This window comes from Sinomonas cyclohexanicum (assembly GCF_020886775.1).
Lineage (GTDB): Bacteria > Actinomycetota > Actinomycetes > Actinomycetales > Micrococcaceae > Sinomonas > Sinomonas cyclohexanicum.
This window is the reverse complement of sequence record NZ_AP024525.1, coordinates 3,037,785-3,062,654: the sequence shown is the minus strand read 5'-3', so window position 1 is coordinate 3,062,654 and position 24,870 is coordinate 3,037,785. Positions and strand designations below refer to the sequence as shown.

The 24,870-nt window shown below is 66.1% G+C and carries 25 protein-coding genes; 11 read left to right on the top strand and 14 right to left on the bottom strand.

The genetic code is table 11. The annotated features are described in order from the left end of the window. Positions 1–25: 25 nt before the first annotated feature. Positions 26–589 carry a mycothiol transferase gene (locus SCMU_RS14530; RefSeq protein ID WP_229229838.1) on the bottom strand — a complete coding sequence of 188 codons (564 nt, stop codon included), beginning with the start codon at positions 587–589 and terminating at the stop codon, positions 26–28. Positions 590–639: 50 nt separating this feature from the next. Further along, positions 640–1,293, bottom strand: a complete 654-nt coding sequence (locus SCMU_RS14525) for a response regulator transcription factor (RefSeq protein WP_229229837.1) — start codon at positions 1,291–1,293, stop codon at positions 640–642. 202 nt (positions 1,294–1,495) lie between these two features. On the opposite strand from SCMU_RS14525, the gene SCMU_RS14520 reads away from it, so the two are divergent. Genes SCMU_RS14520 through SCMU_RS14500 form a run of 5 tightly spaced genes read left to right on the top strand, consistent with a single transcriptional unit; the run spans position 1,496 to position 4,010 of the window. Beyond that, positions 1,496–1,774, top strand: coding sequence for an STAS domain-containing protein (locus tag SCMU_RS14520; RefSeq protein WP_229229836.1), 279 nt, complete (start codon positions 1,496–1,498; stop codon positions 1,772–1,774). Continuing rightward, positions 1,771–2,052, top strand: a complete 282-nt coding sequence (locus SCMU_RS14515; RefSeq protein ID WP_229229835.1) for a hypothetical protein — start codon at positions 1,771–1,773, stop codon at positions 2,050–2,052. Before SCMU_RS14520 ends, SCMU_RS14515 begins: the two co-directional genes overlap by 4 nt. After that, positions 2,049–2,768: a sigma-70 family RNA polymerase sigma factor gene (locus SCMU_RS14510; RefSeq protein WP_229229834.1), complete on the top strand. Its 720-nt coding sequence runs from the start codon at positions 2,049–2,051 to the stop codon at positions 2,766–2,768. The genes SCMU_RS14515 and SCMU_RS14510 overlap by 4 nt, the downstream gene beginning before the upstream one ends. Positions 2,769–2,814: 46 nt before the next feature. Continuing rightward, a complete protein-coding gene (locus SCMU_RS14505) occupies positions 2,815–3,612 on the top strand; it encodes a dioxygenase family protein (RefSeq protein ID WP_229229833.1) in 798 nt (265 codons plus the stop codon). Between the two features lie 47 nt (positions 3,613–3,659). Continuing rightward, complete coding sequence (locus SCMU_RS14500; protein WP_229229832.1) at positions 3,660–4,010, top strand: holo-ACP synthase; 351 nt, start codon at positions 3,660–3,662, stop codon at positions 4,008–4,010. Positions 4,011–4,021: 11 nt separating this feature from the next. Here SCMU_RS14500 and SCMU_RS14495 read toward each other — a convergent pair whose 3' ends face one another. The 3 genes from SCMU_RS14495 to SCMU_RS14485 form a co-directional block, all read right to left on the bottom strand. Continuing rightward, positions 4,022–5,251, bottom strand: coding sequence for a Dyp-type peroxidase (locus tag SCMU_RS14495; protein ID WP_229229831.1), 1,230 nt, complete (start codon positions 5,249–5,251; stop codon positions 4,022–4,024). 60 nt (positions 5,252–5,311) lie between these two features. Next, positions 5,312–6,076, bottom strand: coding sequence for an EfeM/EfeO family lipoprotein (locus SCMU_RS14490; protein WP_229229830.1), 765 nt, complete (start codon positions 6,074–6,076; stop codon positions 5,312–5,314). Positions 6,077–6,210: 134 nt separating this feature from the next. Next, positions 6,211–6,579, bottom strand: coding sequence for a hypothetical protein (locus SCMU_RS14485; RefSeq protein WP_229229829.1), 369 nt, complete (start codon positions 6,577–6,579; stop codon positions 6,211–6,213). Positions 6,580–6,802: 223 nt separating this feature from the next. On the opposite strand from SCMU_RS14485, the gene SCMU_RS14480 reads away from it, so the two are divergent. Continuing rightward, complete coding sequence (locus tag SCMU_RS14480) at positions 6,803–8,326, top strand: bifunctional ADP-dependent NAD(P)H-hydrate dehydratase/NAD(P)H-hydrate epimerase (protein WP_229229828.1); 1,524 nt, start codon at positions 6,803–6,805, stop codon at positions 8,324–8,326. Between the two features lie 64 nt (positions 8,327–8,390). Here the strand turns inward: SCMU_RS14480 and SCMU_RS14475 are convergent, their stop codons facing one another. The 4 genes from SCMU_RS14475 to SCMU_RS14460 all read right to left on the bottom strand — a co-directional run bounded on the left by SCMU_RS14475 (position 8,391) and on the right by SCMU_RS14460 (position 11,245). Then, the gene (locus SCMU_RS14475; protein ID WP_229229827.1) at positions 8,391–8,912 is read right to left on the bottom strand and encodes a hypothetical protein; all 522 of its coding nucleotides are present in this window, start codon (positions 8,910–8,912) and stop codon (positions 8,391–8,393) included. A gap of 198 nt (positions 8,913–9,110) precedes the next feature. Next, positions 9,111–9,767: an SGNH/GDSL hydrolase family protein gene (locus tag SCMU_RS14470; protein WP_229229826.1), complete on the bottom strand. Its 657-nt coding sequence runs from the start codon at positions 9,765–9,767 to the stop codon at positions 9,111–9,113. Next, the gene (locus SCMU_RS14465; RefSeq protein WP_229229825.1) at positions 9,764–10,132 is read right to left on the bottom strand and encodes a DUF3467 domain-containing protein; all 369 of its coding nucleotides are present in this window, start codon (positions 10,130–10,132) and stop codon (positions 9,764–9,766) included. The genes SCMU_RS14470 and SCMU_RS14465 overlap by 4 nt, the downstream gene beginning before the upstream one ends. Before the next feature lie 18 nt (positions 10,133–10,150). Next, positions 10,151–11,245, bottom strand: a complete 1,095-nt coding sequence (locus tag SCMU_RS14460) for an FAD-dependent monooxygenase (protein ID WP_229229824.1) — start codon at positions 11,243–11,245, stop codon at positions 10,151–10,153. Positions 11,246–11,300: 55 nt separating this feature from the next. Here SCMU_RS14460 and SCMU_RS14455 point away from each other — a divergent pair, with 55 nt between their 5' ends. Then, positions 11,301–11,849, top strand: a complete 549-nt coding sequence (locus tag SCMU_RS14455) for a TetR/AcrR family transcriptional regulator (protein WP_229229823.1) — start codon at positions 11,301–11,303, stop codon at positions 11,847–11,849. A gap of 296 nt (positions 11,850–12,145) precedes the next feature. On the opposite strand, the gene SCMU_RS14450 is transcribed toward SCMU_RS14455, so the two are convergent. Next, complete coding sequence (locus SCMU_RS14450) at positions 12,146–13,027, bottom strand: glycosyltransferase family 32 protein (protein WP_229229822.1); 882 nt, start codon at positions 13,025–13,027, stop codon at positions 12,146–12,148. 1,354 nt (positions 13,028–14,381) lie between these two features. On the opposite strand from SCMU_RS14450, the gene SCMU_RS21020 reads away from it, so the two are divergent. After that, positions 14,382–15,299 carry a glycosyltransferase family 2 protein gene (locus SCMU_RS21020; RefSeq protein WP_371829600.1) on the top strand — a complete coding sequence of 306 codons (918 nt, stop codon included), beginning with the start codon at positions 14,382–14,384 and terminating at the stop codon, positions 15,297–15,299. A gap of 451 nt (positions 15,300–15,750) precedes the next feature. On the opposite strand, the gene SCMU_RS14445 is transcribed toward SCMU_RS21020, so the two are convergent. Genes SCMU_RS14445 through SCMU_RS14435 form a run of 3 tightly spaced genes read right to left on the bottom strand, consistent with a single transcriptional unit; the run spans position 15,751 to position 19,302 of the window. Beyond that, positions 15,751–16,842: a glycosyltransferase family 4 protein gene (locus SCMU_RS14445; protein ID WP_229229821.1), complete on the bottom strand. Its 1,092-nt coding sequence runs from the start codon at positions 16,840–16,842 to the stop codon at positions 15,751–15,753. Between the two features lie 2 nt (positions 16,843–16,844). Beyond that, positions 16,845–17,858, bottom strand: coding sequence for a UDP-glucose 4-epimerase GalE (galE, locus tag SCMU_RS14440; RefSeq protein WP_229229820.1), 1,014 nt, complete (start codon positions 17,856–17,858; stop codon positions 16,845–16,847). 1 nt (position 17,859) lies between these two features. Then, a complete protein-coding gene (locus SCMU_RS14435; protein ID WP_443020153.1) occupies positions 17,860–19,302 on the bottom strand; it encodes a sugar transferase in 1,443 nt (480 codons plus the stop codon). A gap of 229 nt (positions 19,303–19,531) precedes the next feature. Between SCMU_RS14435 and SCMU_RS14430 the strand changes: the two genes are divergently transcribed. Beyond that, positions 19,532–20,386, top strand: a complete 855-nt coding sequence (locus tag SCMU_RS14430; RefSeq protein WP_229229818.1) for a glycosyltransferase — start codon at positions 19,532–19,534, stop codon at positions 20,384–20,386. On the opposite strand, the gene SCMU_RS14425 is transcribed toward SCMU_RS14430, so the two are convergent. Further along, on the bottom strand, positions 20,379–21,431 hold the full coding sequence (locus SCMU_RS14425; protein ID WP_229229817.1) for a glycosyltransferase: 1,053 nt from the start codon (positions 21,429–21,431) through the stop codon (positions 20,379–20,381). The two genes, SCMU_RS14430 and SCMU_RS14425, sit on opposite strands and share 8 nt — an antisense overlap. Positions 21,432–21,693: 262 nt before the next feature. On the opposite strand from SCMU_RS14425, the gene SCMU_RS14420 reads away from it, so the two are divergent. Both SCMU_RS14420 and SCMU_RS14415 read left to right on the top strand, forming a co-directional pair. Continuing rightward, positions 21,694–22,704 carry a glycosyltransferase gene (locus SCMU_RS14420; protein ID WP_229229816.1) on the top strand — a complete coding sequence of 337 codons (1,011 nt, stop codon included), beginning with the start codon at positions 21,694–21,696 and terminating at the stop codon, positions 22,702–22,704. 59 nt (positions 22,705–22,763) lie between these two features. After that, positions 22,764–24,548, top strand: coding sequence for an ABC transporter ATP-binding protein (locus SCMU_RS14415; protein ID WP_229229815.1), 1,785 nt, complete (start codon positions 22,764–22,766; stop codon positions 24,546–24,548). Positions 24,549–24,870: the final 322 nt, after the last annotated feature.

Here is a 24,870-nt window from a genome sequence, read left to right as displayed (position 1 = left end):
TTTGGGCCAGGCGCCGGCCCGCGGGTCAGCCCAGCACGAGCCCTCTCACGTAGGCGGCCTGCCCCACATGCTGGGTGGTGTCGTTGAGGATGCTCATGAGGCGGACAGCGGCCGTGACCGGAGGGGACCAGCGGCGGTCCACGATGCGGCCGAGGTCGTCGTCGGCGAGGCCGCCCACCACCGCGGCCGTCCGCGCGTGCACGGCCTCGTAGTACCCCCGAAGGGTCTCCGCATCGGTGGCGGGGAAGGCGCCGACCTCCTCGGAGGACTGGCCGTAGCCCGTCGCCCAGTCCCCGTAGGGCAGGCCGAACTGCGGGCGCCAGTCCGGCCACAGCTGTCCGGGCGGCGTCTCACCGGTGCGGGACGCCGGGGGTTCGTTGCCCGCGAGGACGTGGGCGAGGGCGGCGATGTGGTCGTCCTGGACGCGTGCGAGGTGCCAGATGAGCCACGAGATGTGGTTGGCCCTGGGGCCGGGACGCTGCAGGAGCTGCTCGGGGGAGAGGCCCAGCACCGCGTGCTCCACGGCTTCCCGCACCCGCTCGAACCCGTCGAGGAGGATGCTCGCGGCCCAGCTCGGATCATCGCTCATGTCGAGGCCTTTCGCACAGTAGGGGAGTGTTCGCGCAGCCGGGGCCACCATCAGCCCACGGTCGCATCGACGTCGGGATTCCGAATGCGGGCACGATCGGGACGGAAGCCGTGCTCCACACCCCAGAGGATGGCGTTCGCGCGGTTGGTCACCCCGATGCGCCGGTAGCAGCTGCGGATGTACGTCTTGACCGAGTTGATCGACAGGAGCGTGCGCTCGGCGATCTCGGCGTTGCCCATGCCCTGCGTGATGAAGGCGAGGACCTCGGCCTCCCGCTGCGTGAGTCCCTCCTCGCGCCCGGGCCAGTCCCCGCCCACCACGGTCGCGCTGCCCCTGGGCTGGGCGACGTCGGGCTGCTCGCCGCGGTGCACCGCCTTGAGTGCGGCGACGAGCTGCTGGGCGGGGAGCGCCTTGGAGAGGTAGGCCGTCGCGCCGTTTGCGAGGGACGCGGCCACCAGCGCCGGATCGATGTTCCACGAGTACACCACGACCTTGCCCGCGAGGGGGTTCCGGCTGAGGATGCGGACCTCGTCGTGGTCGCCCTGCGTGCCGGCAAACGTGTCGTACAGGGTGATGTCCACGGGTTGTCCCACCGTCTGGTTGAGGTCGAGCTCGACGATCTCCACCTCGCTCCGGTAGGCGCGGAGCATGCCCGCGACGCCACGCACCACGACCTCGTAGTCATTGACAAGTGCCACACGCATGCATCCATGATCTCACTCCTGCAGTACACCCTTAGGGGTGAAGACTGGGTTGTCCACTCCGCCGTAATGTAGCTGGACAGCCAAGATGCGTTGAAGCCGACGACGCCCAGGGCCCTGAGAGTCATGCTGGGGAGCAGATCGTGGGATGGAACAGTGGCGGCTTGGCCGCCGAATCGCATTCGCTTGACGGGGTGGTCCTCCGATGAGCGTGGACCTTGCCGGCAGCGGTCGCCGGCCACGGGGGGCCGTCCGTCTGGATGGCCGGCTCGACGCCTCGACCGGGAACGCCACATTGCACGAGCTGTTGGCGGCGCTCGAGCCCGACCGGATGCTGGTGGTTGACCTATCCGGCGTGGAGTTCGTGGACCATGCGGGAGCGGAAATCCTCGCGACGGCGCGCCGCCAGGCGCTCGTCCTCGGCGGCGACCTGCACCTGATCGGGGCCTCAGCCCACCCTCTCCTGAGCGGAGGGGCAACGTGATTCCGAGCGTGCCCGGGGGCGGAGGGGCCGATCTGGCCCGTGGGCCGCTCATGACGCCGCAGCTGGTGATCGTCCGGGATCCGGGCGCGGAGATCCACGGGTATGCGGTCGAGGCCGACGGCGCGTCGGTCCACGTGGTCTGGATGGTCGCCTCGGGCCGGTTCCGCAGCCGCAAGGCGGACGCAGCCCGCGTCTTCCTCCCGAGCGAGGCCCAGCCATGGCGCGGCCTTGCCATCCGTCCAGAGGCCCTGCGAGCCCATCGCAGGGCTGCCTCGTGACCACCGGACCCATTTCAGAGGATGCCGCGGCTGCTGCCGCCCACCAGCTCGTGCTGGAGTACCTCAGCCTGGCCGACTCCATGGCCCGCCGCTTCCGATGCCCCGGCCACGACGCCGACGACCTGCGCCAGGTCGCGAGGCTCGCCCTGCTCAAGGCCGCCCGGGGCTACAGGGAATCCGCGGGACACGGATTCGTGCCCTACGCGGTTCCCACCATTTCCGGGGAACTGAAGCGCTATCTGCGCGACCAGTCCTGGGTGGCCCGGCCCCCGCGCTCGCTCCAGGAGCGCCGGCTCCGGATCAACGCCCTGCGACCGCGGCTGATCCAGGAGCTCGGCCACGAGCCCACGGCCGTGGAGCTCGGCCAGGCGGCCGGGATCCCCGCCCGCGAGGTGGCCGAGGCGCAGGTGGCCGCCGCGGCGATGATCGGCCGCCCCATCGAGCACGGCGGCGAGGCGTCCGACGACCCCGAGGAGCGTCGCCTGGTGATGATCCTCGGTGGCGAGGATCCCGGCTACGAGCACGTGGAGGACATGTGCTGCCTCGAGCGCGCGCTCGAGGACGCCACCGACGCGGACAAGCGCCTCCTGCACCTGCGGTTCGTCCGGGACATGACCCAGGAGCAGATTGCCCAGGAGCTCGGCGTCAGCCAGATGCAGGTGTCCCGGCTCCTGCGCCGCCTGCTCGACAGGCTGAGGCGCCGGATGTGCGCCTGATCGAAAATACTTGAAGCATCAACTAAACTCGGCGTACCATGGACGCATGACGACGACCTCCGCCAAGCCTCCTGTCCTCTTCCTCAGCCACGGTGCCCCTCCGCTTGCGGACGACGCCACGTGGACACGCCAGCTCCATGACTGGTCCGGCACCTTCGCCAAGCCCAAGGACGTCCTGATGGTCTCGGCACACTGGGAGAACGCCCCCGTCACGCTCAGCGCCACCGACCGCCGGCAGGAGCTCGTCTACGACTTCTGGGGCTTCCCGCAGAAGTACTACGACGTCCGCTATGACGCCCCGCTGGCCCCCGAGCTGGCCAATGAGGTGGCCAAGCTGACCTCGCAGCACGGCCACCATGTGGAGCGGGACGAGACCCGCGGCCTCGACCACGGCGCCTACGTGCCGCTCAAGGAGCTCTTCCCCGAGGCCGACGTCCCGGTGGTCCAGATGTCCATGCCCACCCTCGACCCCCGCGGCCTGTTCGAGCTGGGCCGCTCCCTCGCCCCGCTCCGGGACCGCGGCACGCTGATCGTCGGCTCGGGCTTCACGACCCACAACCTGCACTGGTTCAACCCCCGCGCGGGCGCTGACGCGGCCCCGCCTGCGGCCTCCGCGGAGTTCGACCACTGGGCCGAGGAGGCCATGGCGCGCGGCGACGTGGATGCGATCCTCGACTTCATCCACAAGGCCCCCGCGGCCCGCGAAGCGCACCCGCGCTCCGAGCACTGGGCCCCGCTCTATGTGGCGCTCGGCGCGGCGGTGGAGGCCGGCGGCCTCAAGGCGGAGACCGCGATCGAGGGGTTCTGGTTCGGTCTGTCGAAGCGCTCCTGGACGCTCACGTAGCGGACGCCACGTCTGCGGCCGGTGCAGGGCCCCGATAGAGTGGCGCCATGGCTATCATCGGCATCGGCGTGGACGTCGTGGACATTAACCGGTTCGAGCGTCAGCTGGAGCGCACTCCCGGGCTGCGTGACCGGCTATTCGTCCCGGCGGAGCGCGAGCTCCACGTCCGCTCCCTCGCCGCGCGCTTCGCCGCGAAGGAGTCCGTGGCCAAGGTGCTCGGCGCCCCGGCCGGCATGAACTGGCAGGACTGCTGGATCGGCCTCAGCGCCCAGGGCCCCGAGATCCAGGTCAAGGGCACCGTGCTGGCCGTCGCCAAGGAGCGCGGCGTCAAGACGTGGCACCTGAGCATGAGCCACGACGGCGGCATCGCCACCGCGATGGTCGTCGCCGAGGGCTGACGCCCGCAGCCCTACGTGAACATCCCCTGGCCGAGGAACCCTGCCTCATCCTCAACCCCTGCGGGCACGAAGAAGTAGCCCCCGCCAAACGGCTGGATGTAGTCCGTCATGGGCTCATTGATGAGGCGGGCCTGGGTCGCTTCGAACTGCGCCCGGATGTCCTGCTGGAAGCACGTGAAGATGAGCCCGGCCTGCATGTTGCCGTTGAGGTCCACCCCCATCTCGTAGTTGTACCCGCGGCGCAGCATGCGCGAGCCCGCTGTCTCCTTGGTGCGTGGATTCGCGAGCCGGATGTGCGCGTCGACCGGGATGGTCTCGCCCTTCGGGTCGGACGCGTAGTCCGGCGTGTCGGTGTCTTTGGCCTGCCCGAGCGGCGCGCCGGAGGCACGGTGCCGGCCGATCATGCCGTCCTGCTCCGCGAGCCCCACCCGGTCCCAGAACTCGACGAGCATCCGGATGAGCCGGACCACCATGAACGTCCCGCCTTCAGCCCACGCCGGCTGCCCGGATCCGGACCCGAGCCACACGAGCTCCTCGGTCTCGGCCGGGTTCACGATCCCGTCCTTGTACCCGAAAAGGTTCCGCGGTGCGCCGTCGGGCCTCGGCGTCGAGTGGAAGCCGTTGATCTTCCACTGCAGCTGGAGCTGGCCGCGGGTGGCCTTCATGATGTCCCGCAGCGCGTAGTGGACCATGTCCGTCGAGTCGGCGCACAGCTGGAGGATGAGGTCCCCTCCCGTCCAGGCCTCGTCGATCGCGTCGTTGGCGAACACCTTCATGTCGGTGAGCCCGCGGGGCTTCTTTGCGGAGAGCCCGTACGCCGGGTTGTCGAACAGGCTGCCGGCGAGGCCGAGGGTCATGGTGAAGTTGGCGGGGGGCACGTCGTCGCCCATCACGCCCGAGTTGACCGGCGGAGCGCCGTCGACGCCCGGCTGCTCGGATGCGGGCAGCGCATCGCCCGCCCGCTGGCCGCCGCCAAGGATGCGGGCCTTGACTGTGAGCCGCTGCAGCAGCGCCTTGAGCTCTGTGGCATCCGCGGCGAGGACGCGGAACGCGGCGAAGCACGAGGCCTGCTGCTGCACGATGGGACGGTAGACCCCGGGCTGGTTGGCACCGTGGAAGTCGACGACCTCGGCGGTCGTGTGGGCTGCGGTACCCGCGCCGGGGGCCGCGCAGGAGGCGAGAACGCCCGCGGCGGCAACGCCGCCAGCGCCGGCGAGGAAGGTGCGTCGTTGAATGTCCATGCTGTCTTTCGGTAGGGAGGCGGGCGACGGCGCGGGGCAGCCTCGGGCCTTCGGGGCGGCTTAGCCTTCGGTCGAGAAGAGCGCGGGGGCGAGGGCGAGCGACTCGAGCACGCGCCCGATCGCGCCGTTGACCCGCTGCCGGGCAGCCAGCGGTACTGCTGTGTAGCGGGTCCACGAGCCACCGGCCTTGGTCATTTCGATCGCGGCCGAGAGGGCCGCGAGCTCCCGGTCCAGCGTGGCCGCGTACCCGGGCTTGAGCCGCTCGAGCAGGCCGCGGAGGAGTCCGAGTACCTCCAGCGTCGCGTCCACGTCGGCACGGGTCAGTGCGAGCGCCATCCCCGATCCTTGGTCGCCGAGGCCCGAGAGGTGATCCCGGACCGAGTCCTCAAGGATCTCGTGGAGGCGCAGCGGCATGTCCGCGGGGTCCACCGCCGTCTCGGGCAGGTGCGCCACGAGCGCGTCGATGTCCGCGAGGAGCTTGGTGACCACGGGGATGAGCTCACCCGGCCCCTGCCCGTGCCACAGCCCGTACTCTATACGCCGGAGCCCCATGAAGTCCGGGCTCCCGGCTCCGCCCTGGAGGCCTCGGGACCCCGGGGCGATCGCGTTGCCGAGCTCGCCGAAGCTGCCATAGGCGGCGCCGACGCTCTGCCAAGCCTCTTGGGCGGCGAGCCACGTCGCCTTCGCGCCGTCGGAGTCGGCATTGCCGATCTGCGCCTTGAGCGTCGTAGCGTGCATGTGCAGGTCGCCGAGGCGCCCTGCGACGTAGCCGTGGTAGGAGGCGACGGCGTCGGCCATTGTGGTGGACGGGGCGGTAGCAGGCATGGCTGTCCTCGGGCAGGTGGGTGCTGGACGCCCGAAGGGGCTTCAGGCAAGGTGAGCCTAACCTAAGCCGAAATAGCGCGCAAATATGTGCCGTAATTTGTACCGCGGGACTCCGCGAGGCGGCGGAGAAGGTGTCAGACGGGAAGCTCGGCCGAGTGCTTCGGCGTGCGGCGGGGCAGCGCCGGCTCCGGATCTGTCGTTGCCATGTGGAGCGGCTCGGTGAGGGCGACCTGGGGCGCCTGGGCGTGGGAGGCTGCGGCCCGGGAGGCTGCGGGCTGGCGGGCCCCCGTCTGGCTGACGGCCGCCCGGACAATGGGCGCCTGGGCCGCTGCGACCCGGCCGGCACGTGACTGCACCGATGCCGAAGGCCTGTCCGCATGCCGTGCCGAGCTGACGGTCGTGATCCCGAAGACGACCCCGAACACGCCCACAGCGGTCCAGACGAGCACGGAAACGTCGATGCTCCCCTGGGAGGCCACCAGCGCGACTGCTACGAATGCCACGGTCACCAGCGCGGCCGGTACCCAACGAGCTTTCATTCTGCCCCCAAGCAGTCCAGTGCCTGTGCCTCCGATGGCACAGGCGGTGATGCTGCCCAGGCCGGGCGAACGGTGACGGTGGCAGCTCCGACAGTTTATCGGCGCGGGGCGTGCTGGAAAGGGCTACAGGGGCACTTCACAAGATCTGTACGGCCCGTGACGCGGCTCGGTCAGTAGACTCGCGTACATGGTCTCCGCGTACACCGGCTCCCAGGTCCGCGCGGCCGAGGGGCCGCTCCTCGATAGGGGCGAGGGCCCCGCGCTCATGGCCCGCGCCGCGCACGGACTCGCCCTCGCGATCCTGCGCGAGCTCCAGCGCGCCGGCGGCGTCTACGGCAGGCGCGTGGCCGCCGTCGTGGGCAAGGGCAACAACGGCGGGGACGCGCTGTTCGCGCTGGCCGAGCTGGCGCGGCGCGGGGTGCGCACGACGGCGGTGCTCGCCGGCCGCACGGCCCATGCCGACGGCCTCGCGGCCTTCACCGCGGCCGGCGGGCGAGTCACGGAGGGGCTCGAGCCCGCGGATGCCGTGGTGGACGCCGTGCTGGGCACCGGGTTCTCGGGAGAGTTCAGACCGCCGCTCCCGCGCCCGTCGGGCACGGTCGTCGCGTGTGACCTGCCATCCGGGGTCGACGCGGACACCGGCGCCGCGGGCGCTGCCGTGTGGCGCGCGGACGTGACGGTGACGTTCGGGGCGCTCAAGACCGGGCTTCTCGTGGGGCGTGGGCGGGAGCTCGCGGGCAGGGTCGAGGTGGTGAACATCGGGCTCGGGCCGCACCTGCCGGAGCCGGACGTGCGCTCCCTCGACGCCGCCGAAGCGGCCGCCCTGCTGCCCGAACCCCGCGACGACTGGCAGAAGTACTCCCGCGGCGTCCTGGGCCTCGTGGCGGGCTCCGAGGACTTCCCCGGCGCTGCGGTGCTCTCCACGGCGGGCGCGCTCGCCACCGGTGTGGGGATGGTCCGGCTCGTGGCGCCCGACGCCGTGCGCCAGCTCGTGCTCGCGGCGCACCCGGAGATCGTCGGGTCCCCAGAGCCGCGCGGGCGCGTGCAGGCGTGGGCGGTGGGGCCGGGAATCGCGGACGACGGCGGGCAGCGCCGCGCGCTGGCCGTGGCCCTCGGGTCGGGGCTCCCCACGGTAGTGGACGCGTCCGGGCTCGAGGCGCTGCTGGAGTTCCTGGCGGCGGATCCGGGGTCGCGGGGATCGGCCGCGGAGCCGCGGCTGGGGGAGGTCCTGGCCCGGCTCGCGGAGGAGGGGACGGTGGCCGGGGAGCACATCGTGCTCACGCCGCACGCGGGGGAGCTCGAGTCGCTCCTGGCGAACTTCATCTCGGGGGGCGATGCGCCGAGCCGCGCCGCGATCGAGGCCCAGCCGCTGCGGTGGGCCCGCGAGGCCGCACGGCGCATCGGCGTGACCGTGCTGCTCAAGGGGCCAGCCACCGTCGCGGCCGCGCCGGACGGCACCGCGCTCGTGCAGGGCGCCGGGCACCCCTACCTCGCGACGGCTGGCAGCGGCGACACTCTCACGGGCATCCTCGGCGCGCTCCTCGCCACCGCGGCCCACCCGGACGCGCCGGACGCAGTGCGGGCGGTGGAGCTTGCCGCGCTCGCCGCGTGCATCCACCAGACCGTCGGGCGGCTGGCCGCCGAGGGCGGGCCGTTCGGGGCGGGGGCGCTGGGCGGCGCGGTGCGGGAGGCTGTGGCGCGGCTGGCATAGCGGCGCCGCTTAACGCCAGAGCCGGCCCCCCGAAGGGAGGCCGGCTCTCAAAGAGCGTAGGGGCTCAGGCGTTCATATTCGACGAGTTGGCGAAGCCATTCGTGTCGGCAACGGCGGTCAGCTGGCTGCCCGTCGGCATCGAGATGGTCCCCGACGGGAAGACGACGTCGAGGTAGGACTGCTTCAGCCGCTCGACGTGCACGGTGATGACTGCGACGGTCGCGCTGGAGAAGACGATCGTGTAACTGCCGTCCGGAGCGTTGTACGTGTAGGGGAACGTGGTCGTCGGGGACACGAAGGTGGCGCCCTTGCTCGCAGTGACGGTGAACGTCTGCCCGGGCTCGAGGCCCTTGTTGTTGCTGAAGACCTGGATCTCCAGGACGTTGTCACCGGTCTTGTTGAACGTCCCGGTGCCGGTGTCGTACGGCTTCGGCGGGTTCCACGCGAGGCGGTTCGCGTTGCCGCCGCCGTTCGACGCGGCGGCCATCGGGGCAGCCACGGCGGCGGCGATGACGGGTGCGGACCACGCGGCGACCTTGGTGACGGCGCGGCGGGACGGCATGTTCGGGGTGCGAGTCTCGGTCACGAGATGTCCTCTCCAGATTCAAAAAGCCGCTCGGGGTCTGGAAAGGACTCTGGAAGCTCCCCCAATACCTCGCCCCAACCGGCGGCTGGCGTGGGCGGGCACCCGCGCGCAGACGACGCTCAAGTCAAGCTTTGCGCCCACCCTATCGGGTGTGATGAGAACCGCCAAATGCGGCACGCCATGTACCCGTCACCGATGTCAGCGGCGGCCCGTCCTGAGGAGTTCAGGAAGCTGCTGACGTGCCGCACTCGCCATGAGCGCGCCGCCGGTTCCGTTGGCATGGACGCCGTCGTCGCTGAGGCCGGGGCGCCACGTGCCATCGGGCCGCGCCACTGCGCTCGTCACGTCGAGCCACGCCACGTTGTGTTCGGCTGCCCAGTCCTTCAGGAGCGCGTCGAGCTGGTTCGTTGCGGGTCCGAGCGTGGCGGACGGCGGCACGGAGACGAGGACTGCCCTCGCACCCCGCGAGGCGACGGCATTGACCAGGGCCTCGACGCCCTGTGCTGCCTTCGCGGGCGTCGAGTGGTCCAGGAGGAGGTCGTTAGTTCCCGCCTGGACGAGGACCACGCCGCCTCGCGCTGTCGCCTCCGCTACCCAGGCCTGCAGGGCGATGGACGACCTGCCCGGCTCGGATGCAAGCACCCCTGCCGCGCCGGGAATGCTCGCGTTGCCCACCGAGAGGCGGAACCACGAGTCGGGCCAGCCCGAGTGGGAGTCGCCGAGCACGCTCACGATCGTCACGCCTGGTGATGCCGCAGCGGCGCGGGGCGACCCCACGGCGTCGTGCGTGCCGAGCGCCGAGCACGAGGTGAGGGCGAGGGCCAGGGCCAGCCCGAGCAGCGGCAGGCGCCTCACGCGGGGCCGTCCACGCCCTCGTCGTCGATGCGGATCTGCCGGCCCTCGGAGTCGAAGAGCGGCTTGGCGGGGCCCTTGCGGCCCGTCTCCTGCTCCCAGATGCCCAGCTGGCGGGTCAGGGCCGCGGCGAGCTCGAACACCTGCTCCGGGGGGATGCGGATGCGGCTCACCACACGGCCGGGGATGAGCTCGGCGGGGTCGCCGTCCGGGCCCTCGCCGGGCTGCGCCGGCTGGGTCAGGGCCACGAAGTCCAGCACGAAGACGTTGGGCGTGTGCCACAGGTTCGCGAAGTCAGCGAAGCGGCCCTCGACGTTCTCCGGCGGCAGATCGATCTGGAAGACCTTGGGGAGGTCGGGCTCGGTCATGCTCTCCAGTGTGCGGCCTCAGGGCCGGGTGCCGCCAACCCTCTGCGAAGGACGCCCGTACTCGCCCCGCCGCGCTGCGAAGCCTCGGACAACCCTGCCGGCGGCTGCTACTAGCGTGTCGCGCAGCCACGGGTGCCGCTGCTGGTTGGTGAGTCGGTTCATGAGCCGCGAGCCCGCCACGGCGCGCTGCGACGGGCGACGGCGTGCGGCGTCGTAGCGCCGCAGGCCCTCCTCGACGCTGGACGCGGCCCGGAGGGCTTCGGCGAGGGCGAGCCCGTCCACCAGGGACTCGCAGCCGCCGCGGCCCAGGTGCGGGGCCATGGCGTGCGCGGCGTCGCCCACGAGGACCACGTTCCCGGCCACGTAGCTCTTCAGCGGCGCCATGTCCTCGATGCGACGGCGGTCGATCGCCTCGGGTATGAGCGAGTCGAGGACCTCGTGGACCTTGGGGTGCCAGTCGCGGTAGAGCGCGCGGAGCACGTCGAGGGGATCGTCGTCGCGGGTGCCGGCGAGCTCGGTGCGGACCCCGGCGTACCAGTTGGAGCCGCCGCCGGGGAACGGGGCGCGGCCGAAAATGAGGCCACGCCCCCACGTCTCGGAGCCGTCCCTGCTCGCGATCGGCGCGACGCCGCGGAACGCGACCACCTTGGCGTCCCTGAGGCGGGCGCCCGGGAAGGAGGCCGAGCGCACTGCCGAGTGGACGCCGTCGGCCGCCACGACCACGTCCGCGCGGTCCGTCAGATCGGCGAGGTCAGCCGGGCCGACGGGGGAGCCCCAGCGTACGGTGCCGTCCGGCAGGGCGGCCAGGAGGGTCTCGAGGAGGTTCATGCGGCCCACGCCGCGGGAGCCTGGAGGGAGGCGGAGGGAGGCGAGGACGCGGCCGTCGGGGGCGACGAGCTCGCCGGAGGCCAGCTCGATCGTCTCGAGCCGGTCTGCGGCGCCGAGGCGCTGCAGCGATGCGTAGGCGACGGGCCAGAGGCTCAGCAGCGTGCCGGTCGTGGAGAGAGTGCTGTGGCGTTCGCGGACCTCGACGTCCCACCCGCCGTCCAGGAGCGAGCGGGCCGCGGCGAGGCCCGCGATGCCGCCGCCGACGATGACTGCTGTGCCCTTCATGGGTCCACGGTACTACGACCGTAGTGGCTGTGTCACTAGATCTATAGTGGGGACTGTGTCGACGCGGGAGAGGGTGCTCGAGGCGGCGGTCGGGCTGCTCGGGACGCAGGGCCTCCGGGCGCTCACGCATGCCCGCGTGGACGAGGCCGCCGGGGTGCCCAGGGGATCGGCGTCGAACTACTTCCGCACGCGCGCGGCCCTCCTGGGCGGCGTCGTGGAGTGGATCGTCGAGCAGGAGATGGGCGGCCAGGACGCGCCCGGCGCGCTGCCGGACACCGTGGAGGGGTTCGCGGGGCTCCTCGCCGGCATAGTGGAGCAGCTGACGGGGCCGTTCCGCGTGCGCACCACCGCGCGGTACGTGCTGTTCCTCGAGGGGGCGCACGACGACGACGTGCAGCGCCCGCTGCTGGCCGGCCGGGCGCGGTTCCGGGCCCTCGCGGAGGCTGGAATGGCGGGGCTCGGGGCGGCCGACCCGGCCGTCGCCGCGACCGCCGTCATGGCCGTGTGCGAGGGGATGATCATGCACCGGATCGCGGTGGACCCGGAGGCGCCGGTGTTCGCGGCGATTGACGGGGTGGTGCGGGCGTTCAGCCGTGCCGGCTGACGCATTCGCCCGCAATGATGTTCGTTCGTGAGTTCGCCGAGTTAGTCTCCGACCAAGTCGTGCCGCCTCGGCGGTGATTTCAGGGCGGTAGGCCTCTGACCTGCGGTTTCTTCCCCGCGGGGCGGTGACCTGGTAACTAATTCACTTGGGAGCAGAACTTGTGATCGGTAGTCCGGAGGCGCCAGGCGGACGGACGCTCTCCGAGCAGCAGACGCTTCACTGTAGCGACGATTCCGACCATGGCGGAGACAATACGTGACCAACCAGAAAATCGGCCCCTGGTTCGCGTAGACGGATCAGCGGTGCCCGTCGAGAAGCGGCAGGATGCGGTCGTCCTGCCTCAGATGGGGCAGGTACTTCAACTGGAGTGGGTGGAAGACATCCGCTCCGATCTCAACCCACCGCAACGGGTATCCAGGGGCGTCGCCCCAGGTCCCTCCGGGCGCATGGGAGAGCTCTCCCGCATAGTAATCCAGCCGACGCTCGATCTCCTGCAACCACCCGAAGGCGAACGGTGTTCCGGGACGCATGATGAACGCAGAAAGGCCGACGAGCCGAGAGAAGTTCCGGTGGATGTCCCGTCCGAGAGGAGTGTGGACGTCACCCCCGCAGGAGCGTGACGATCGCTCTTGGTACCCGACGACGCACACCTCCTGATCGGCGAAGTGTTCCCAGGCGGCGTCCCAGGTTGCAGTGGGTGCCTTGATGTCGGAGTAGCCCCCGCCATGGTGTGCCATGAAGTAAGCGCGCAGATAGTCGGACCGGTGGACATAGGACAGCATCTCGTACATCGGGTGGACCGGGTGGCCATCCACAACCCAGTCCTGCAGGTTATCCGCGGTCACCAACTCGATCGGCACGCCAGCCCGGTCCCTCATCGCGGCCAGGGCGGATTGGCGCGCATCGCTCATGTCGTTGTCACCGGTCCAGAAGCAGAAGATACGACGGGCCGCTTCACGGGTGGCAGACGTGGTCTGGTCGGTACTGCGATGCAGGAAGTACATGCGCGGCAGTTCCCCGTACTTGTTCCGGTGCGAATCGACGTCGAACCGGTACTCGGTGCTCGCAGCTCGAGCGCGCAAAACATGATCCCAGACGCCAACAGCGCCCTGCCGTGTCCGCTTCCTGGCCACCAGCACGGCGTGTTTCATCTGCCGAGCGGCATCCGTGAGTCCCATACCCGTCATCGTACCCAGGCTCCGCCACCGTGCGGGGCCTCACCCTTCCCCGGACTATCCCAGGAGGTGCCAGTGCAGGACTTCCTCCCAGGCTTCCCACTCGTAGAGGTCGGCACCGGGGGGTCTGGTCGTCGTCACCTGCCTCTGGCTGGTCCACTACGTCATCAAGGCCGCCGTCGACGGCCAGCTCGCCCCGGCCCGCTACCTGGACGAGGCCTTCAAGGAACGCGATGACCGGAAGGGCAGCGCCCGCACCGGCCGGGAGATCACGCGTGAGCTCACCGACCAGGTGCGTCTAGCCGTGACCACGCTGCAGGGGGCGCGACCCGTCATCGAGTCCCTGCCCAGACCGTTCCCCTCTGTATGCGGCGGCGATGCGTGCAGCAAAGTGGTTCTGTTGGCGTTCCCGGCTCCATGCTCTGGCCGTGCGCTCGACCGCTGACCGGTGTGCACGTCCATGACCGCCACCGAGACCGTCATGCTCATTGCCAATACTGTTGCTCAGCGTCACCCTCACTTTCATCGGCCGCATACAGCAGTGTGCGAGGGTGGGTCACCGCCACCGGGTAGAACGTGACGGCCGCCGGGATTGTCATGCGGCGCCGCTCTGCGTCGGCATCCTGCACCGCGTCGACTCGCCCGCCGAGCCCCTCATCCTCGTCACCCGCCCGGCCGCCACCATCCTCATGGCCTGGCGCCGCATTGCTCTGGAGAGTTCAACACGAACACGACAAGGAGGACGACCCGTGCCCGCCCTCGAATGTGCCCATAGCCCTCAAACGAGTTCAGGGAACCTTGCGTCCTCATTCGTGGGGAGGAGCTTGAACGGCCCTGCACGTCGTGCTCCACGTATTGGTGGAGTCGCCGAGGTTCTGGGTTCTCCAGCGGACTCGAGGAGGCCTCGGCGCGGCGCCTCGCGCAACTGCGCAGTGTCCCAGACGAGGAGTTCAGCGGCAATGGGAGCTCTTGCTGGCGTAGCCGGTGTTGGTGCGGATGTCGCCGGCCAGGCTCAGGACTCCTGAAGCCAGGTCCTAGGTCCGCACCGGGCAGGCCTCACGGGTCGGGACCTCCCTGAGGAAACTCGCTGACTTGCAGACGCCCTGCACACCTAGCACCACCCCATCGATGGAGAGCCAGATTCCTCGGGAACCGCAAAGAAAGAGTACTCAACACGCTTCATGCTCTGCACGCGCGCCGCTTGACAGCTCCTTCATGCGCTATTTTAAGCCCAGTTGATATAGATGTTGATGTGCAAGTTTAATATAAACAATTTGGTGTGGTGTTGGGAACTCGTCCCCAAGCTAGCGACCGGCCTAGGACGATCGAAATTCGCGCCAACCCGCATCTGGCCTGTATGATCGACAGCATGGCAGTCATCCGCGATCACCTAGCGCGCCTTAAGCCCCTTCAACGTTCGGTCGAGCGCGCGATCTCCGTAGCCGGCCTTCCTAGATCAATGCGTAAGCGGGGTTCGGTATGGGCTGTCACAATGGTCCGAAATGAAATGGATATTATAGCCCCGGTGATCCGACACCTCCTAAGGGAAGGTGCCGACGGTGTCATAGCGGTCGACCATCAGTCCACTGACGGAACCTACGAGCTTCTCCGAGATCTCGCATCGGAGGAACCGCGCGTGTTTGTCGGTCAGAATTGCAGCGATGCCTACCATCAGGCACGTGCGATGTCCTATATATCGCGCTTGGCAGTTAAGGCCGGTGCTGACTGGATTGTTCCATTCGACGCGGACGAGGTTTGGACGGCACCCGATGGCACCCTGGCGGATCATCTCCGCAATTCTCGCTCGGGTGTGGTTCGCGCAGAAATTTTCGACGCTTTTCCTAGCCGAGATAAGGGGACGTTGGAGCCTGCAATTGAGGATAAACTCACCGTGACATCCGAGCGAGGGCTGATGTTGAAGTCTGCATTCAGGGCACTTTCATGGACTTGGGTGGGACCCGGAAACCATGCGGTGACGCATCCTGGCCCGGTGGAGGTTTCGCTGCGTATAATTCACTTCCCTTATCGCTCGTTTGAGCAGTTTGAGAGGAAGGTAATTTCAGGAGCTGCGGCCATAGACGCCACGCCTGGGGTTCAAGGCGAGTTTGGTGGGCATTGGCGTGAGCATGCATCTGTCACCAGCGCGGCTAGGTATCGTCTCTGGGTTGATTATCTAGCTGGGTCACGGGATTCGGATTTTGGTGATTCTGTTCGTCCTCGAGTTCAGATCGATAACCCACTTCGCGCGCCCTACCGTATGAATTGTTTTCACTGAACTTAATTCATTTGCCTGCCCCCGGGTGCCTGGCATAGGAATCGACCCTTCTCTTGGTGCAATTTTGAGTTACCACCCTCCAAATGCGCCACGGAAGAGGCTCGATAAGTTATCACTCTGCAACAGAATTCACCCGTGAGGAGATCGTCGAGCTTGTGTGTCGGATCCACGGAATCACAGGCTCGGCGTGGGTTCGTGGGCACCGGGAGGGCCTGAGCCTGGTCCGGCAGGTCGCGTGCTCGTCCTAGCCCGACAGAACATGCCTGCCTCACCCCCGCGAACTCGGCGCCCTTGCGCCCGGACGGATCCGGGAATCACGGAGTGGTTCGGCAAGCACCGCCAGCAAGGCTTCGGCGTCTAGGTGGCAGCCTATCTGGACGGAACCACCTGCTGTCCGTCTCCAGCCCCTGCGGATGGTGACGAGAGAAGATTGGTCATCTATACAATGATTTCAATTGAAATGATTCGTATGGGTCGTGATCAGCGCTCCGATCTCTGTCCACATTCTTGAGAAGTTGTAGTGCTGCTCTACTGCGGACCTCGCGTTGGTGCCAATTTCCGCCCGTAGGCCGGGGGAACTAATGGCATTCGCAACCACCTCGGCGATCCCCTGGGGGTCGTGAAGTGGCATGGCGAGTGCGGTGACCCCGTCTGTGAAGTACTGTTCCATTGCGTTCGTCGACGTCACTGCAACGCACTTTCCGCAACCCGATGCCTCGAGGAGCACCGACTGTCCCGTGGGGTAAGCGAGATCGTGCGTGGGTACCACGACCAAGTCCGCAGCGCGCAGATTGTCCCGGTGCTCCACGATGCCCACTGGCGCATGGAGCGTGATGTTTGTCGGTACTGAGCCCGGGATACGGCCGGGTTGGGTAAAGATATCGAACTGGACGTCAGGAAGGAGACGTGCCGCCCCGACAAGCGAGTCGAAGTCGCGGCCCCGGTCTACGCCAGCAGAAAACACTTGGAATCGTCGCGCTGATGCTGGTCCGGGCGAGTAGAACTTGGGGTCGACGCCGAAGTCGACGCTGTGGATCTTGGCCTCGGGCACGCCGGCGTCCGCAAAGATCGCTCTCTGGTTCTCGCTGAACACCACGAGCCCGTCAAGGCCCTCGATGTCTCGGGCGATGCGGGCGCGCCTGGCATGATCCATGCTCAGCATCTCGTCGGCCCACCAGCACGAGATGGCCCAGAAAGGTCGGCCTGCGAAAGGCGGGATGCCTCGACGGCGAAGCCGGGCAACGAATTCGGCCCGCCTCTCGAACATCGCCAACACCGCATCTGCGCGTGCCACCTCGCGCATTGCACGGAGAGCCATGTCCATTTCGAGGCCCAAGCGGTGCTCGACGACGTCCCGTAACTTGCGATGAAGACGGCCTCGCGCAGGAAGCACGGTGCGGAGCTCATACCCGAGTTCGTCGAGCAGGTCGACTCGGTAGGGGCCCGACACCTGGTTGGCACCGTGGCGGCGTGCGCTGCGGTCGAGGATGCCCGCGTGGTCGAACAGCCCAAGAATGCGTGGCTCTTGGGCAATTGTCTGCATACTCATTTCCCGTACCCGGTTGGATTCGCACTCTGCCAGTGCCAGTGGTCCTCGATCATGTCGTGGAGAGTCCGAGAGGCCTTCCAACCGAGCTCTTTAGCGGCCTTGGTGGCGTCCGCGTAGCTCACCGCAACGTCGCCGGGCCGCCGGTCCATGATGGTGTAGGGAACAGGCCGTCCGGAGACTTCCTCGTACGCCCGGATGACCTCGAGCACTGAGTAGCCCCTTCCAGTGCCCAGATTCCAGACACCCACTCCCGGCTTGGCCGCGACCCACGCCAACGCCGCGACATGACCGTCGGCCAGGTCCATGACATGTAGGTAGTCTCGGACTCCGGTCCCGTCGGGAGTGGGATAATCCCCTCCGAATACGTGAAGAGTGTCCCGACGGCCAACCGCGACCTGTCCCACAAAGGGCACAAGGTTGTTCGGGACGCCTCGTGGGTCCTCGCCGATCCTGCCGGTCGGGTGGGCGCCCACCGGGTTGAAGTAGCGCAGGATCCCGATTCTCCAGCCGGGAGCCGAAGCGCTGAGGTCCCTCAGGATTTCCTCGACCGCGAGCTTCGTGCGGCCGTAAGGGTTGGTGACCGAAAGAGTATGGTCTTCTCGGGTGGGAACCGTGTCCGTGACTCCGTATACCGTCGCGGAAGAGGAGAAGAGGAGGGTCCGAACTCCGAAGGTATCCATCACCTCGAGGAGCTGCACGGTTCCGGTGACATTGTTCGTCACATAGCGCAGCGGCTGGGAGTTAGATTCGCTGACGGACTTGAGGCCGGCGAAATGGACGACGGCCTCTGGCCGGCATTCTGCGATGGCGGCGGCAAGCGCGGAGCGGTCGAGGAGGTCGCCTTCAGTGACCGGGATATTGTATCCGGCGATTTCCGAGGTCCGTCTCACGGCTTCACGCGAGGCGTTCACCAGGCTGTCGAAGACGTGGACGTGGTGGCCAGCGGCGATGAGCGAAAGGCAGGTGTGTGTGCCGAGATACCCGGCGCCGCCTGTGATGAGGATGCGCATTTCAATAGGCCCCGTTCGATGTTATGACGGCCCGTATCGTCTTCATGAGAATCATGAGGTCTTGGATCATTGACCAGTTCTCAACGTAGTAGAGGTCGAGCCGCATGGAATCCTCCCACGAGAGGTCGGAGCGGCCGCTGACCTGCCAGAGGCCGGTGATTCCGGGCTTGACAAGGAGGCGTCGGTGGGCGAAGTCGTCGTAGCCTGCAACCTCTGCGGGAAGCGGCGGGCGCGGGCCGACCAAGCTCATGTCACCTTTAAGTACATTGAGTAGTTGGGGAAGCTCGTCGATCGAATACCGGCGGATGAATCGTCCGAATGTCGTGACTCGAGGATCGTTCTTCAGCTTGAAGAGCACACCATTGCCGTCGCTTGCGCTGTGGAGCTCGTCGAGGCGGGACTCAGCATCGGCGGTCATTGAGCGGAACTTGAGCATCCTGAACCCCTCGCCGGCCTTCCCGACCCTCGTCTGGCGGAACAGTGCCGCACCTGGGCTGTCCATTCTCACCATCAACGCGACGATGAACATGGGGACGGCGAGGAGGGCAAGGAGGATACCCGCGACGGCGAGGTCGAATCCCCGCTTCGCAACGCCTTGGGCACCTTCGAGCTTAGGGGTCGTGACGTGGATTAGGGGGAGGCCCGCCACCGGCTGGGTGTGAATCCGGGGCCCGGCAACGTCCGTGAGTGCGGGCGCCATGATCATGGCAATGTCCCGGGAAGCGAGCTGCCAGCCGAGCTGGCGGAGCGTCTCGGTATCGATAGCTGCACCGCCGGAGATCGCGACCGTGTCCGCCTTCGTCTCGACGATTGCTCGAAGGATGGCGTCGAGAAACGGGGCGCCTCCAACCACTGGAAGCCGACCGAGTCCGTTGCCCAGGTCTGTGCCCTCATAGCCTGGCACGAAGGCCGCAATCGGCCGGTAGCCGGCCTCGGGGTGCCTGCTCAGCTGGCGGTTGAGGTGTTCCACCGTGTCGAGTGAGCCGACCAGCAGGACTCTGGAGAGCTGGCGGCCCGCCGTGCGGTTACGCACGAGCCCGCTGCGCAGCGTCCACCGTCCAAATAGGAGGGACGCGATACCGAGAGGCAGGGCAATGGCAACGTATCCGCGCGCGGTCTCCAGTTGGAATACGTACGAGACGACCGCTATCCCACCGAACAGCCATAGTGAGGCTGTGGTTACAAGCTTGTATTCTGTGGTTCCGTAGCCCAGAATCCTGGGGTCCCGGGCGCCCCAGAGCTCGAGCATCACGATCCATGCGACTGCCAGAGCCGCGCCCACCACCGTGTAGGGAGCCTGACGGACCATGACGTCGAGCGAAGGGTCGCTCGCTCCAAACCGGAGGATCTGGGCGCCGAGGACGGCCCACACCACGCAAACCAAATCGACCGCGGTCAGAACTGAGCGGTGGGACCAGGACAGCCTGCGGTGTGTCCACCGCATCCAGCGGGGAACGTCTGGCGCGGTGGTGCTCCGGCTCCCCATCTTGCCCCCTGCTGAACTAACGGACCTACTGTGCGGCATTCATGCTGCTAAAGGTCGGCGCAGGCATGAATACCGCGTCAACTACTCGCACTCCTCCGAAATCTTACCGGACGTCACCAGCGAGGCTCTACGATTACGTAGGCGCCGCCACGCACGGTCGCGCACTCGCATCACTTGGGGAGACTCCATGAGCCACGTCACCGTCGTTGTTCCTTGCTTCAACGATGGAGCAACCCTGGCAGAGACGCTGCGCAGCGCGCTCGCTCAGACCCACACCGACCTCGATGTCGTTGTGGTCGACGACGGGTCAACTGATGCTCCCACTCGAGGTGTGCTCGCTGAAGTCAGCGGTTGGAACCGCGTCTCCGTCATCCACCAAGCCAACATGGGACCAGCCGGAGCGCTCAACACGGCGATCAAAGCGGCCTCGGGACCATACATTCTGCCGCTCGGGGCCGACGACATCATTGCTCCGCCGTATGTGGCAAAGGGTGTGGCGGTCCTTGACGAACGGAAGGAGGTCGGCATGGTCTACTGTCGGGCAGAGTTTTTCGGAAGTATCAACTCCCCTTGGGGCCTTCCGGATTTTTCGTGGCGGCACATCTTGATACATAACCTGATCTTCGCCACAAGCTTGTTTCGCAAGAGCGACTGGGCTGCTGTTGGCGGCTATGACGAGGTGATGCGTGGGCGGGAGGACCATGATTTCGTCTTGAAAATCCTTGCGCGCGGGCTCGTCCCGTTCAGGCTCGACGGTGTCCACTTCTTCTACCGGCGTGGGCACAAGACAAGCGTCAACGACGTTGTAGGAGCCGATAGGAAGGTACTGATTGACAATAGTGCTCGCATGATGAGGAACAATCTCGAGCTCTACGGCCAACACGCTGAGGACCTCTTCGATTACATCTTCCGCCAGCAGGACGAGATCAACGACCTGCGGTATCGCTATGCGTGGCTCGAGAGGCTTCGTGACAGAAACCCCAATCTTCTATCGATTGCCAGGGTCGTTAAAGCGCGGCTCAGAGCACTCCTAATCAGGTAGCGATGCACTCGAGAACGTGCCTCATACGTTGATGGGCCACATTCTCGAAGGTTTGTCCAGCTATGTAGTTAATCCCAGAGGATCGGGCCGCCGCAATTTGTTCCGGGTTTTCTAGCAGACTGAACACCTTGTTTGCGAGGGCTTGTCCATTTGACCGTGTCGTCCATCCGGCGTCGCTTCTTTCGATTAATGGCGTGAGTGTCGAATTCGCGAACCCAAGAATGGGTGCGCCGCAGCCAAGCGCCTCAAAGTAGGTGCATGACGGGTCGCCCTGAGGGTGGGGGAGGATGGCGATATCGACGTGGTTTCGGAAGAATGGCTTCCACTCGCGCTCGAAGTCGAGCATTCCTATAAAATGGGTGTTCTCTGGCGCGGATTTTTCCAATTCTTGGCGCAGATCGCCGTCTCCAGTAAAGTAGAGCTCGACCGGTGCCTTTTTGCGATCGAGTTCACGGGCCATCTGAAGCGCGAATTGGGGTCCTTTAATGGCTGTAAGCCGTCCCGAGAAGGCAATGCGCAGAGGCCGGGAACCGTCCCAAGGTTCGGTGGCTAATGCAGCCGGAATGTCTTTGGTGCGAATGCGGTGGTCATGGAAGAATATCGGGCTGCGGTTCAAGCTGGCGTACGCCTTCCAAGACGGGAAGCCGTTGCATTGAAGACCCGCCGCATTGCGCGCTGAGGTCCTAAAATGCAGCTCTTGGCGCGCCGATCCTGCCATGATGCGCACCCGGTCTGCGGACGTCTGTGCTCTAATGAGCTGTTGGGCGAGCCGCACGGACATCGGGTATTCGCTTGTCAGGACCACCGGAACGCCAGTGTTGAGGATCGCGGAGGAGTCGCCGCGATGGAGCGCGAGGACAGCAGCGGGCTTCAGATTACGGATGGTGACGGCGGCGTTCCGCGTCGCAATAACATCGAAGTACTCTCGGTGTTCTTCCCGAGGCAGTTGCGGGCCGGGCAGGACTGTTGCGACCACAAGGATGCGCCCAGGCCAGCTCCTCGCGTACTCTTCGAGTCCCGCTACCGTCTTGTCGTCCAGTGGCACCTCTCCCGACTCTGCTGTGCTAAGTCCAGGTTGGACGTATACAAGGCGCATGGCCCCCCTACAGGTTGTTCCGGCCTCCCTCGTGATGGGGCGGCACGATCCGATAGTATCGGACCGTGCCTGCCGCTTGTCTGTCGTCCACTCTGTCATCCAGAAGCGCTGATACGCCGTGCGGATAGGTGTCGTCTCGCCTTGGTCTGTGGCGGACCCGAGTGCTTGGTCTGGAGTTGTGCCACATATTGTCCATTCGCTCGGTGCACGAGTGGAAGTCCATGTCGTGGAAACAAACGCTGTTGTCCCCGCAGTGGTCGACCGTGGCCTCGCCCGCGTCATTGGCACGACAACCAACCAGACATATCGTGTCGGCCAAGCAATCGCAACTTCACGGCTGCGGTCGAATTACGTCCTGAAGGAGATTGGTAAGACTCCTGTCGATGCGATCGTTGCAATCGCAGGTTCTCAAGACATCGCCTTCCTCCCGCCAGGTGTGCCTGTTCTCCAGGTTACAGACGCTACACCTGCGGCCATAGCTGACTTTTATCCAATTTTCACGGGAGTACACCCTATATCCCGTTGGCAAGCTGAGGTTGTGGACAGTCGGGCACGCATACGTACTTCAGCCTTCTCAGTTGCTACAAGTTGGGCACAAGAGTCACTGGTGGGCCACTACGGTGTCGCAGTCGATACCATCAAGGTCTTGCCCTTTGGGCCCGGTATCGAGTCTGAAGGGAGAGTATGTCATTACGACGGGGGGGTCCTGAAAGTCCTCGTCGTCGCAAGCGATTGGATCCGCAAGGGGGGTGCGGCGGCCCTCAAGGCGGCGGCTCTCGCTCGGGCAGGCGGCCTTTCGCTCGAACTCACGATCGTAGGCGACAGTCCATCGGACCTTCCGGAATGGGCGCATGCCGTCGGCGGCGTGGACAGAGCTCGGATGTCCGAGCTCTACGCCGCACATCACGTCTTACTTGAGATGGCGCGGGCAAACGCCGGTGGAGTCACACTCACCGACGCTCACGCTCACGGGCTCCCCGTGATAGCAACATCGACGGGCGGTACGGCGTCGATCGTCGCCGATGGGCGCACTGGGTATTTGGTAGAGGGGGGGCTAGTTGGGATCGGTGCAGCTGCTGCTGCCCTCGCAGCCATCAGCGAGCCGGAGCTTTGGTCGTCGTTCTCGCGGGCCGCCGTCCAACGGTCTCGGTCAAGTCTGAACTGGGATGTCTGGGCAGACAACGTTGTTGCGATGTGTCGGGGGCTGCTTCCTAGGGGCTGATAGAATCAGCTGGCTCGTTGCCGCTGGCTGCTCTCTGGGGCAGCTTGATACTGGGGGACATGTTGATCGAAGATCTGAGGACGGCGCTGGGACTTGTCCAACGACCCTTTCTTTCGTGGGCGGTGCCGTCTGTGCTTGGCTCGCTTCTTATTGCCGGCCTTGACACGGCGGGCGTAGCCGCAATGGTCCCCCTCATGCAGGCGGTGACGGGGGCCCCGACTACGTCCGGGCCTCTTGGACTTGTGGCCCAGATTCTGGGAACTCAGGACCTCCAATCGATCGTGCTGTTTGTAGCACTTATGGTGATGATCGCATTTGCCCTCAAGTCAGGTCTGACTATTGTCTTTCGGTGGTGGCAGCTGGGCATTGCAACGGGGCTGGAAGCCGAGGCGAGCAAAGAGCTGATGTCTATGTACATCAATGCACCCTATTGGGCGCATCGATCGCGAAAGCTGGCGGAGGTGCACCGAAACATTGCGTCAGCGGTGCCCCAAGCGTTTGGTCAAGTGGCGCAAGGTATTTTGAACTGGATTACGGATGCATTGACTTTGGTCGCGCTTGTCGCCGTATTGTTCATTGTTTCGCCACTCGCGACGGCCCTCGCCGCAGCCTTGTTTGTGGGCTGCGGATGGGGAATTCAACGGGTTTTCCGCCATCGATACCACGCTCTCGGTAGCCGGATCGCCGAGGCCGACATGCAATCCTGGAATGCTTTGCTCCCTGGCGTGAACGGGTTCCGAGAGGTCCGCCTTGCGCAGGCCGGCGAACTCTTCGTCGAGCGGTTTGGTGAGGCGAAGACCGTCCGAGCGCACGCACAGCGTACGCTTTCTCTGATCTCAGAGTTGCCGAAATACGTTCTCGAAATCGTCTTTGTGCTGGGAATAGGAGGGGTGGCTGCGGTTCTTTTTGCGATCGGACCCGCTTCTACCGCCATTTCGGTGCTCGGTGTGTTTGCGGCAGGATCTACTCGGGTTATTCCGACTATTAACCGTTTGACTGCAACGTCCGGTTCCATTCGGTCGGGAGGGGTCGGGCTGCATATCTTGGCTGCCGAGATACGCCTACTGAAGTCTGAAGGGACGTTCATCGTTGCACAGCCATCTAAGATTTTTAGTGGTGATGTCACTCTCGACAACCTTTCCTTCTCATTTAGTGATTCTTCGGAACCGGTTCTAAGGGGTATATCAACGACCCTTGCAGAGGGGCGAACGACGGCGTTTGTCGGCTCAAGTGGCGCAGGGAAGAGCACGCTGCTTGATCTCGTTTTGGGCCTCCTCGAGCCCTCGGCCGGAGTGGTCACCTGCGGTGGCCATGACATCCGCGAAGATCTCGCGTCGTGGTATTCAGGAATCGGTGTGGTGCCTCAAGACGTCTTTCTGCTCGATGACACCCTCGAGGCGAATATAGCCTTTGGTCACGCCGGTAACGAGGTGGACCATGATCTTATGTTCGAAGCGATCAAGCTGGCGCAGCTGGAGGACGTGATCTCTGAGCTGCCCGACGGATTGGACACGAGACTGGGCGAGCGTGGGATCCGAGTCTCAGGTGGCCAGCGCCAGCGCGTTGGCATTGCGCGGGCTCTCTACCGAAGGCCGCGGATTCTGGTACTGGACGAGGCGACCTCCGCGCTTGACAACGCGACAGAGCACCGAATCACGGAAACACTGGAAGCCCTCGCTGGGAGGATGACGGTCCTTGTTGTCGCCCACCGCCTGTCAACAGTGCGTAACGCTGACAAAGTGGTCTTCCTGTCCGCCGGCCAGATCGAAGTAGAGGGCAGCTTTTCGGAGGTTGAGGCGAGCAGCCTTGAGTTTGCAGACCTCGTGGCGCTGGGGAAGCTGTGACGATACGTCGAATTGTGATGCTCTCCCCGGTCCTTCCCTGCCTAAATGCTGACAACGCCGGAACCCGCTACGTCCACGAAGTAGCCAAAGCGCTTCGGGGGTGCGGAGACCTGCTTGTGGTGGTTCCGGATGGTATGTCCGTGAGGCGCTCGCTCGCGAGTGGTGGCACGCCCCGACATTTGGTCGTGGCGCCACGGACTCGTAGTCGATTAGTGCGCAATCTGCGTAACCTGGCCAGCTATGTTCGTCCGGACCGGCCGGCTCCTGTCTGGTTCGAAATGCTCTCTTCCGATGAATCGGTGCGGGATGCGCTGAGGGCGGC

Coding starts and splice junctions, on each gene's coding strand:
- SCMU_RS14530 (WP_229229838.1), bottom strand. CDS start 589: ATGAGCGATGATCCGAGCTGGGCCGCGAGCATCCTCCTCGACGGGTTC.
- SCMU_RS14525 (WP_229229837.1), bottom strand. CDS start 1,293: ATGCGTGTGGCACTTGTCAATGACTACGAGGTCGTGGTGCGTGGCGTC.
- SCMU_RS14520 (WP_229229836.1), top strand. CDS start 1,496: ATGAGCGTGGACCTTGCCGGCAGCGGTCGCCGGCCACGGGGGGCCGTC.
- SCMU_RS14505 (WP_229229833.1), top strand. CDS start 2,815: ATGACGACGACCTCCGCCAAGCCTCCTGTCCTCTTCCTCAGCCACGGT.
- SCMU_RS14500 (WP_229229832.1), top strand. CDS start 3,660: ATGGCTATCATCGGCATCGGCGTGGACGTCGTGGACATTAACCGGTTC.
- SCMU_RS14495 (WP_229229831.1), bottom strand. CDS start 5,251: ATGGACATTCAACGACGCACCTTCCTCGCCGGCGCTGGCGGCGTTGCC.
- SCMU_RS14490 (WP_229229830.1), bottom strand. CDS start 6,076: ATGCCTGCTACCGCCCCGTCCACCACAATGGCCGACGCCGTCGCCTCC.
- SCMU_RS14480 (WP_229229828.1), top strand. CDS start 6,803: ATGGTCTCCGCGTACACCGGCTCCCAGGTCCGCGCGGCCGAGGGGCCG.
- SCMU_RS14465 (WP_229229825.1), bottom strand. CDS start 10,132: ATGACCGAGCCCGACCTCCCCAAGGTCTTCCAGATCGATCTGCCGCCG.
- SCMU_RS14460 (WP_229229824.1), bottom strand. CDS start 11,245: ATGAAGGGCACAGCAGTCATCGTCGGCGGCGGCATCGCGGGCCTCGCC.
- SCMU_RS14450 (WP_229229822.1), bottom strand. CDS start 13,027: ATGGGACTCACGGATGCCGCTCGGCAGATGAAACACGCCGTGCTGGTG.
- SCMU_RS21020 (WP_371829600.1), top strand. CDS start 14,382: ATGATCGACAGCATGGCAGTCATCCGCGATCACCTAGCGCGCCTTAAG.
- SCMU_RS14445 (WP_229229821.1), bottom strand. CDS start 16,842: ATGCAGACAATTGCCCAAGAGCCACGCATTCTTGGGCTGTTCGACCAC.
- galE (WP_229229820.1), bottom strand. CDS start 17,858: ATGCGCATCCTCATCACAGGCGGCGCCGGGTATCTCGGCACACACACC.
- SCMU_RS14435 (WP_443020153.1), bottom strand. CDS start 19,302: ATGCGGTGGACACACCGCAGGCTGTCCTGGTCCCACCGCTCAGTTCTG.
- SCMU_RS14430 (WP_229229818.1), top strand. CDS start 19,532: ATGAGCCACGTCACCGTCGTTGTTCCTTGCTTCAACGATGGAGCAACC.
- SCMU_RS14415 (WP_229229815.1), top strand. CDS start 22,764: ATGTTGATCGAAGATCTGAGGACGGCGCTGGGACTTGTCCAACGACCC.